The sequence below is a fragment of the Peribacillus sp. NPDC097675 genome (assembly GCF_050277655.1).
In the GTDB taxonomy this organism is placed as follows: Bacteria; Bacillota; Bacilli; order Bacillales; family DSM-1321; genus Peribacillus.
This window is the reverse complement of sequence record NZ_JBNNSK010000008.1, coordinates 234,116-242,640: the sequence shown is the minus strand read 5'-3', so window position 1 is coordinate 242,640 and position 8,525 is coordinate 234,116. Positions and strand designations below refer to the sequence as shown.

Sequence of the window (8,525 nt, the reverse complement as noted above, 5' to 3'; positions counted from 1 at the left end):
GGGGTTCATTATACAAATCCCCAATTCCAAGCATTACTCAAGAAAATGGGTCTAGGTCAATCCATGTCGCGACGTGGAAACTGTTGGGACAATGCCCCGCAGGAATCCTTTTTTGGCCATTTGAAAGATGAAACAAACATTAAAGAATGCGAAACATTCGAGCAAGTGAAACGAGAAATCAAGAGTTATATGATCTACTATAATCATTATCGTGGCCAATGGAATTTAAAAAAGCTGCCGCCTGCAAAATACAGACAGCAGCTTCAACAAGTTGCCTAGGCTTTTTTAAAATGTCCTTTACAAGGGGTACACTTTAATTCAGGCGCCTGCCTTTTTTTTGCATCAATCCACATCCCGGCCACGAGAGCTGACCCAAATTTCATACCATTGCTGCCTGTCGAGCGTAAGCGATAGGCTATTGACCGCTGATTGGATGCGTTCGATCCGTCCAGATCCCACGATTGGCATGATGCCAGCCGGATGCTTCATCAACCATGCGTACATGACTTCGTCTATATCGTTCGCCCCGATTTCAGCCGCAGTTTTCTTCAGGGCGTCTCGCACCCGGATTGCTTTTTCCGATTCACTGGTGAAGACAAGTCCCTGATTGAGCGGCGACCAGGCCATTGGCGGCATCTTCTTCTCTATGCACTGGTCCAGTACGCCATTCTCGAAGTTGTCTCGATAAATGACCGAGAGCTCTACCTGGTTCGTCACAAGGGGCATGTCCAGGGATGCCTGAAGCATGTTCACCTGTGATGGAAGATAGTTGGATACGCCAAAATGCCTGACCTTCCCCTGTTTTTTCAAAAGTGTGAAGGCTTCCGCTACTTCCTCGGGATCGAGGAGCACATCCGGGCGGTGCAGCAACAGGACATCAAGATAATCCGTGTTCAGTTCCTTTAAGGATTGCTCTGCCGACTCGATGATATGCTCCTTGCTGGAATCATAGTGATTGAGCGAGAAGCCATTTTTGCCATTGGCAAGCTTAATGCCACATTTCGTCACGATTTCAATTCGGTCCCGAAGGCCGGGTTGGGCTTTCAGCACCTTGCCGAAAAGCCCTTCGCATGTGTAATCACCGTAAATATTCGCGTTATCGAAGGTGGTGATTCCCAACTCGAGACATTGCTGGGTTAGAGTTAAGAATTCCTGTGTGGACTTATTCCAGTCCGCCGCCCTCCAGTGCCCGTGGACGATTCTTGAAAAAGACAAACCTTCTTGCAGTGTAACTCGTTCCATAACCGACACCTCTTCTTTTTTATTAGCCTTTCACTGCACCGGCCGTCATGCCGGCGATGAAGTACTTTTGCAAAAATACATAGATGATGACCATTGGTGCTGAAGCAATGATGACTCCCGTAAACAGAAGCGGATAATTCGTCATGTATTCACCCTGGAATTCCAGCAGGGCAAGCGGAAGGGTCTTGAACTCGTCCTGCGTGATGAACAGAAGCGGATAGAGAAGATCGTTCCAGTGCATCACGAACAGGAAGATCGCCGTTGCCGACAAGGACGGCAGGGATAGCGGCAGGACAATGCGGCTATACATCTGCCAGTTGCCAGCACCATCCATGATGGCTGCCTCGAATATCGTCTTCGGCAGCGACTTCATGAAACCGGTCAGGATGAATACCCCGACTGGCATCGTCACTGCAATATTGACAATCATCAAACCGATCAGGCTGTTCGTCAATCCCCAATCATACATGAGCTGATAAAGTGGAATCATGTTCGTTTGGGCCGGGACCATCATTCCGATTGCAAAGAAGCTGAACAAAAGTCCACCGGCCCAGCCACCCATCCTCACAATCGAAAAGGCAATCAGGCTTGCGAAAAACAAGGTCAGGATGACGGATACCAATGTGACGGTCAAGCTGTTCTTAAAATAGGTCCCCATCGACTGATTCATGAACACGTCGACATAATTATCCAACTGAAAGGCTTCCGGCAATCCCAGCACATTGCTGTACATTTCGGACATGGGCTTGAACGTCGACAGGAGAATCGTCAGGACCGGAATGATGATCAATGCCGCATATAAAAGCATCAGTACCGTTTTTGAAAGTTTCATAGTTGCGGCCCCCCTTAATAGTTTACTCGATCGGCCCGTAAGGCTTTGAATTGAACATATGTAATAACCGCCATCAATATCATGAACAGTACCGATTCAGCTGAAGCATAACCAAACTTGAAGCTACGGAACGCCGTGGTATAGATGAAGGTTGCCAGTATCTCCGTCGAGTAGTTTGGCCCCCCTTTGGTCATGGCGAAGATTAAGTCAAACGCCTTGAACGACTGAATCGTCGTATAGGCAATGACAATCGTAGCTGCCGGTGCGACAAGCGGCCAAGTTACCGTGCGGAACGTCTGCCAGCGACTGGCCCCTTCGATTCTCGCCACCTCATACAATTCGCTTGGAATCGCCTGAAGTCCAGCGACAAAGATGATCAGCATCTGCCCCGTATGGAACCAAACTTGAACGGCTGCAATCGAGAAGATGGCGATATCCTCATCCCCCAGCCAATTCTGTGATAGAACTTCGAGGTTCAGGTCCGAAAGCAGACTTGATAATAACCCCATGTTCGGATCATAAATGAAGGTCCAGATGAATGCGACCGATACCGAGGACAGAATCGTCGGGAAAAAGTACAACGCCCGGAGAAACACATTAACCTTTGAGTTCTTGATTAAAAATAAGGCGAACAGCAGGGAAAGGATTGTTTGGAAAATCACGACGAACAGCATGAACTTAATGTTATTCGTAAAGGCCTTCGCAAAAATGCTATCCTCGGTCACTAGCTTCACATAGTTATCAAACCCGACGAACTGATAATCGGGTGTGATGCCATCCCAGTTTGTGAAGGAATAGAAAAGCGCGCTAAGCGTAGGATAGATGAAAAAGATGAGATACAGAAGTAAACCTGGTGCAATAAACAGGAACAATCGTTTATTCTTCTTCAACATGATGCACAACCTCCCCTAACAGACAAAAGAAAGAGAGAGAGAAAGATTTTCTCCCTCCGTACGCTTTTCATTCATCGATATTTTGTTTGACGATTTTCTGGGCATCACTTGCCGCTTTAGCCGGTTCCGTTCCGCCGATGACTGCCTGGATGGAAGACAGGACGGCTTTCTCCACGTTCGCATTAGTAATTGTATACCTCGGCTGGAACCTTGTTTTTTTATCCATCCATTCCGTTGAATCCTTCAGAATATCCGACTTATAATCAATATCGTTCAATGTTAAAAGCTGACCTGTTTCATTGGCGTAGGCCGACGCGTTTTCCGGCTCTGTCAAGAAATCAATGAATTTCTTGGCTGCTTCTTGTTTCTTCGACTTGCTGTTCACCGCGAGCATGAAGGTTGTCGTATGGACACCTTCGTATTTTGCCTCACTCTCTGAAACGGTAATCGGTGCAAGCATCTTCAGTTTGATGTCCGGATTGATTGCCTGGATGTTAGCCATCGCAAAGGATCCAGTAGCCAGCATTGCCGCTTTTTCCTGGGCCACCAAGGCAATTGCACCATCATGCTTCACGCTTAGGGAATCTTTAGAAATATAGCCTTTATCAACAAGCTCCTTAAATTGCGATAGGGTTTTGACCCACCAATCTTCCGTCAGCTCATTCTCCCCATTCACTAATTTCGTGAAAACTTCTTCGTCCGGCGCATTGTTCATGACCATCGTGTTGATCAGCTGACCTGGTCCAATATCAGCTCCTGGGAAGGCGATGGGTAGGTAGCCTGCCTTTTTCAATTTTTCGCATAGTTCAAGGAAGCCATCCCAGTCCTTGGCTGGTTCTAGTCCTAATTTTTCAAAAAGGCTGGCATTGTAGACGGGCTGGTTGAAAACGAGCTGAAGCGGAAGCGCTAATTGCTTCCCGCCATCCTGTCCGACTTCGATTAGACTTTGATTGAATTTCCCCACAAAATCTTCGCCACTAAGATCCGTGAACAGATCGGCTTTCTTCAAAATCTCGAATTGTGATCCCGGAAATGCCGTGAACACGTCCCCCGTCGAGCCGTCCTTCAGGATGGTCTGAGCGGTCGATTGGTATTCCTCAGAAGGGTATACCGTCATATCGACCTTGATATCCGGATTTTCCTTTTCGAATTTAGAAATCTGCTCCTTGAATGCCTTGCTGTCTTCCCCGCGCCAATGGATGAAGCTAATTGTTGTTTTCCCGCCTTCATCTGTAGAGCTTTTCGAAGAACATCCGATGACAAGCACCGCCATCATGATACATACCAATAAAACCGATAACTTCCTTTTCATGTTATTCCCCCCTATCTTTTTTACTTATTTCAATCCCTTTAATTTTGGAAAAAGCAATTCCGCAACCCTATATGATTCTTCCAAGTGTGGATAACCAGATAGAATGAAAGTGTCTACACCCGCTTCCTGGTACTTTTTGATATTACTGGCCACCTGGTCGGGATCTCCCACCAAAGCCGTTCCAGCACCTTCGCGGGCCAAACCAATTCCTGCCCAAAGTCCAGGACTGATTTCAAGCGAATCCCTGTTTTTGTACGAGATATCGCTCATCCTGTTCTGCGCATTGGAATCGAAACCAGCCATTTTCTTTCTCATTTCATCAATCGTATGTTGATCAACATACTTGATTAGTTCATCCGCTGCGGCCCAGGCTTCTTCCTCCGTCTCCCTGACGATTACATGAAGCCTTATGCCAAACTTCACCTCTCGCCCTTGTTGTTTCGCCAATTCTCTTACAGTGTCGATTCTTGTTTTGACCACATCGACTGGTTCCCCCCAAGTCAGATAATGATCAACATGCTTCGCCGCCACTTCATATGCGGAAGCGGATGTCCCGCCAATGTATAAGGCCGGAGATTGCTTAGGAGTCGAAGGATGGAGTCGACTATTTTCAATATTATAATAATTCCCTTTGAAGGTTACGGATTCCTGCTTAAATAATTGATTCCATATAGATAAAAACTCGTCGCTCATTTCATAGCGTTGATCATGCGTCAAATGGATTCCGTCCCCGGCCAATTCCTTGGGGTCCCCACCCTGTACGATATTCAGCAGGAGACGTCCTCCCGAAATTTTATTCAGAGTCGCCGCCATCCGCGCAGCAACGGGCGGAGCGACGAAACCAGGACGGACCGCCACCAGGAACTTCATCCGTTTCGTCAATGGGACAAGACTCGACGCGATGACCCAGGAATCTTCACATGCCACCCCTGTCGGCAGCAGCGCCCCATCGAACCCGAGTGTGTCGACGGCTTTCGCCACCTGCTCAAGATAATCAATCGTAACCTCACGCTTACCATGCTCCGTACCCAAATACCTGCCTTCTCCCGCCGTTGGTAAAAACCAAAAAATCTCCATGTCTATATCCCCCTTGTACAATAAAAAAAACCAAACGCAAATCGCCCATAGATATGGGACGGATGCCTTTGGTTTTCCAATCAGCTGATTATTCTTATTAGTTTAGTGTGTTTTATAATTATTAGCTAGTATAGTTGGATTGAACCACTGTGTCAATCCTTTTTTCAACCAGGCATCTTCCTATTATTTAATGCCTGGGATAAGAATTGGTGAAGAGGAACTCTTTATCAATTAGAAGAAAGAGCAACGATCATTGCCCCCCTAATGAATAGGGACTGTTGCCCTGTTTATGATTTCCGCTATAGGGAATACCATAAATGAGTGTACAATTCTAAAACTATTATTTTTCATTAAGATACGGAGGGTAAATGATGTTCGACTATACGGTATCAACAGAGAAAAGCTCAGAACAAGCCATTGCTTCATTGGAGGAAAATCTGAAAAGTGAAGGGTTTGGAGTATTGTGGAATTTTAATTTAACGGCAAAGCTTCAGAAAAAAGGCATGGAGTTCAATACTCCATATACGGTGTTAGAAGTATGTAACCCGAAAGAAGCTCAACATATCCTTTCTAAAAATCTGCTAGCTGGGTATTTCTTGCCATGTAAAATCGTGATCTATGAAGATGATCATGTCACAAAAGTTGGTATGCCAAAACCTTCTTCCTTGATTGAAATGCTTGAGAATGATGATATGAAAGCATTCGCCCTGGACATTGAGAAACGGTTAATTGGTTGTATCGAACGCAGCATTTAAGCCTTTATATTAGAAGGCGGAAATTAAAACAAATGGTTATTCTTTCCGCCCTTTAAACTATTTGAATGCACCATCTTTTGCTGCTAAAGTTGGTGCATTCACATTTAATTAAACTTTTATCCATTTATAGTCGAGACATTCGATTGGCTTGATATAACCTGTAAGGTAATCGCTATCATGCCATTCCGAGATTTACTTGTATGGACTTTTGCTTTACCCACTACTGACTCTGCAGTCCCCCCTTTCCATTCTCTTTCTTCTACACCAAGTACATCTTTATTTATGGACCCTGAAACTGCTGCTTTTCATTTTGGATTTCAGACTTGCACACGAAACGTTTGTATTTCTTAGTTTGAGTTTTGACGGCTATCGAACATGTTAGTTGGAGACGGCTCCCCGGAACAATTGGAATTTTTATGGTAAAATAGTTAGGGAAGTTAACTAAAAAAGAAAAGAGGGATTACGCTGAAATATCTATTCGTTTTAACATTTATGATGGTGATGATGACTGCTTGCGGAAATGAAGATAAAGAGGCGGTACAAAAACAAAATCCTGAACAAACGGTAGACAATGCTGAAACAGATAAGAGCCAGACGGAAGAAGTCAATGCTGAAACAGATAAGGACCAAACGGAAGAGGTAAATACTGAAACAAAAGAAGCTGGTAACCCGAATAAGAATGTAGCAAGTGACAGCACAGTAAAAAAAGCAGATTTCCAAAGTATCATCCCGGGTGAATGGGGCATTAAGCTACCATCAAATTTCCCTGTGACAAAAGGAAAGTATTTAACGGCTATCGCGTCTTCCACACAGAATAAAGCGAGTTTTACATTTTATAATACAGACAAACAATTAGAGATTAACGATCCAAAGATAAAAAAGACAGGGCAATTAGTTGGCCAGTTGGTCATTACTCAATATGAAAATGAAAAAGCAGCAAGTGAAGAAATAGATCAAACCGTTTTCAAAGATGGTGAAGCGGTTGAATTAGGGCATGGCATAACTGGTTATCAAGATGGGGGCGCAGGCTCATTATTTACAAGTTGGAATGAGGGACGCTGGGCCATCATAGCCCGTTCCACAACGGAAAAATCAGAAGAAAGTTTAGCGACAGCGAAAGAAACTGTGGAGTTTTTGGAAACACATATGATGCCAATACCTAAGAAGCATGGACATTTGCATATCGATGCCAAGCATACAGGTAGCCTAGCAGCATGGCAAAAACAAAACTTTGTTTATAGGCTAACAGATTTTGGCGACAACACGCTTAATTGGCTGGTAACTTTTAAATAAATACACCCTGTCGCCATCTGAAGAAAAATAGGAATGACCACTTACGTTCGCACCTTAAGAAGGCAGCCAATTGGCGGCCTTTTTGTGCGATTCTAAACAATGATAATATAACCTCAATAAAAAAGCGGTTATGACTTCTACATTTAAGAAAAATCGAGACGTCTGAAACCAAGAATAGGCCCAATTTCACACATACCCGCCACACCAATGAATGAACAGTTCGTAGCTTTCCCACTTTACAGAACGAGTTTCAGAAAGGCATCTTCGCCTCTTCTATGTATGAAAAAAGGAACTGTATCCAGTTCCTTAAAAGGTTAGAACCCTATTCGGGAACGATTACACAAGCCGTTGAATGGCAAGGGATGCGCTTAAGGTAGCTGCGGATCCTGGACCACTTATCGTATCGTTCAGCACAGTCTCTCCGTCAATATTACGTAAGGTAATAACGGTTCCGGCAGCTAATGTGACGATAACCTGTCCGCTATACGTTTGGTTACCAGAACCACTGCCATAATTGGAACCAGGAATTTGAATACCATTAGCGAATAAAGCGAATGCCGACGTACCTTGTTGCGGAAATACTTCATAGGTGATGAGGTACGTGCCTGTTTGGGTAATCGTAATATCAGTCGATCCCGGGACATGCGTGACAAACCCTGGTGGTTCTATGCTGCCGTTTGTGTTAAATGTGACGGAATCACCCGCTGCAAGAGTTTGAGCGGTTGTATCATAGATATAAGCGAAACCAGGACTTCCTCCCGTGGCACCCGTGGCTCCTGTTGCTCCTGTTGCTCCCGGTGCCCCTGTTGCCCCCGGTACTCCTGTTCCTCCACCGGTTGGACCGGTTGGACCTGGTGCTCCCGTGGCTCCTGTTGCTCCGGCCGGTGCGTTCACTCTCACTCTAACTTTTTGATTAACATTTTGTTGTGAACTTTCTTCGCAACGGCACTTTTTATGCCCGCAATCACGGCATTTCTTTGATTTGCAGCGACAATCTTTATGCCTACATTTACCGCATTTGCTCAATTTTCACCACTCCTTTAATTGTGTCTCATTAGTTTATGAGAGAAGGAACCAAATTGCTTGGACCATTCATCAATACACTTTCCTTCCCAATTAAG

Annotated in this window: 9 protein-coding genes; 3 read left to right on the top strand and 6 right to left on the bottom strand. The window is 44.9% G+C overall.

Translation table 11 applies throughout. The features are described 5' to 3' along the window. A partial coding sequence (locus ACQKL5_RS14005) for an IS3 family transposase (protein ID WP_427609490.1) occupies positions 1-279 on the top strand: 279 nt, incomplete at its 5' end. Positions 280-342: 63 nt separating this feature from the next. Here ACQKL5_RS14005 and ACQKL5_RS14000 read toward each other — a convergent pair. From ACQKL5_RS14000 to ssuD, 5 genes are all read right to left on the bottom strand, one after another. Then, a complete protein-coding gene (locus ACQKL5_RS14000) occupies positions 343-1,242 on the bottom strand; it encodes an aldo/keto reductase (protein WP_427609489.1) in 900 nt (299 codons plus the stop codon). Positions 1,243-1,264: 22 nt separating this feature from the next. Beyond that, positions 1,265-2,074 carry a carbohydrate ABC transporter permease gene (locus ACQKL5_RS13995; protein WP_427609488.1) on the bottom strand — a complete coding sequence of 270 codons (810 nt, stop codon included), beginning with the start codon at positions 2,072-2,074 and terminating at the stop codon, positions 1,265-1,267. Between the two features lie 14 nt (positions 2,075-2,088). Continuing rightward, a complete protein-coding gene (locus tag ACQKL5_RS13990; RefSeq protein ID WP_427609506.1) occupies positions 2,089-2,964 on the bottom strand; it encodes a carbohydrate ABC transporter permease in 876 nt (291 codons plus the stop codon). Between the two features lie 70 nt (positions 2,965-3,034). Then, positions 3,035-4,279, bottom strand: coding sequence for an ABC transporter substrate-binding protein (locus tag ACQKL5_RS13985; protein WP_427609487.1), 1,245 nt, complete (start codon positions 4,277-4,279; stop codon positions 3,035-3,037). A gap of 24 nt (positions 4,280-4,303) precedes the next feature. After that, positions 4,304-5,356 carry an FMNH2-dependent alkanesulfonate monooxygenase gene (gene ssuD / locus ACQKL5_RS13980; protein WP_427609486.1) on the bottom strand — a complete coding sequence of 351 codons (1,053 nt, stop codon included), beginning with the start codon at positions 5,354-5,356 and terminating at the stop codon, positions 4,304-4,306. Positions 5,357-5,727: 371 nt separating this feature from the next. On the opposite strand from ssuD, the gene ACQKL5_RS13975 reads away from it, so the two are divergent. Both ACQKL5_RS13975 and ACQKL5_RS13970 read left to right on the top strand, forming a co-directional pair. Continuing rightward, positions 5,728-6,111 (top strand): DUF302 domain-containing protein, encoded by a 384-nt coding sequence (locus ACQKL5_RS13975; RefSeq protein ID WP_427609485.1) that lies wholly within the window; start codon positions 5,728-5,730, stop codon positions 6,109-6,111. A 492-nt stretch (positions 6,112-6,603) separates the two neighbouring features. Beyond that, positions 6,604-7,404, top strand: a complete 801-nt coding sequence (locus ACQKL5_RS13970) for a hypothetical protein (protein WP_427609484.1) — start codon at positions 6,604-6,606, stop codon at positions 7,402-7,404. Positions 7,405-7,740: 336 nt separating this feature from the next. Here ACQKL5_RS13970 and ACQKL5_RS13965 read toward each other — a convergent pair whose 3' ends face one another. Further along, on the bottom strand, positions 7,741-8,430 hold the full coding sequence (locus ACQKL5_RS13965; RefSeq protein ID WP_427609483.1) for a BclA C-terminal domain-containing protein: 690 nt from the start codon (positions 8,428-8,430) through the stop codon (positions 7,741-7,743). Between the last annotated feature and the right edge of the window lie 95 nt (positions 8,431-8,525).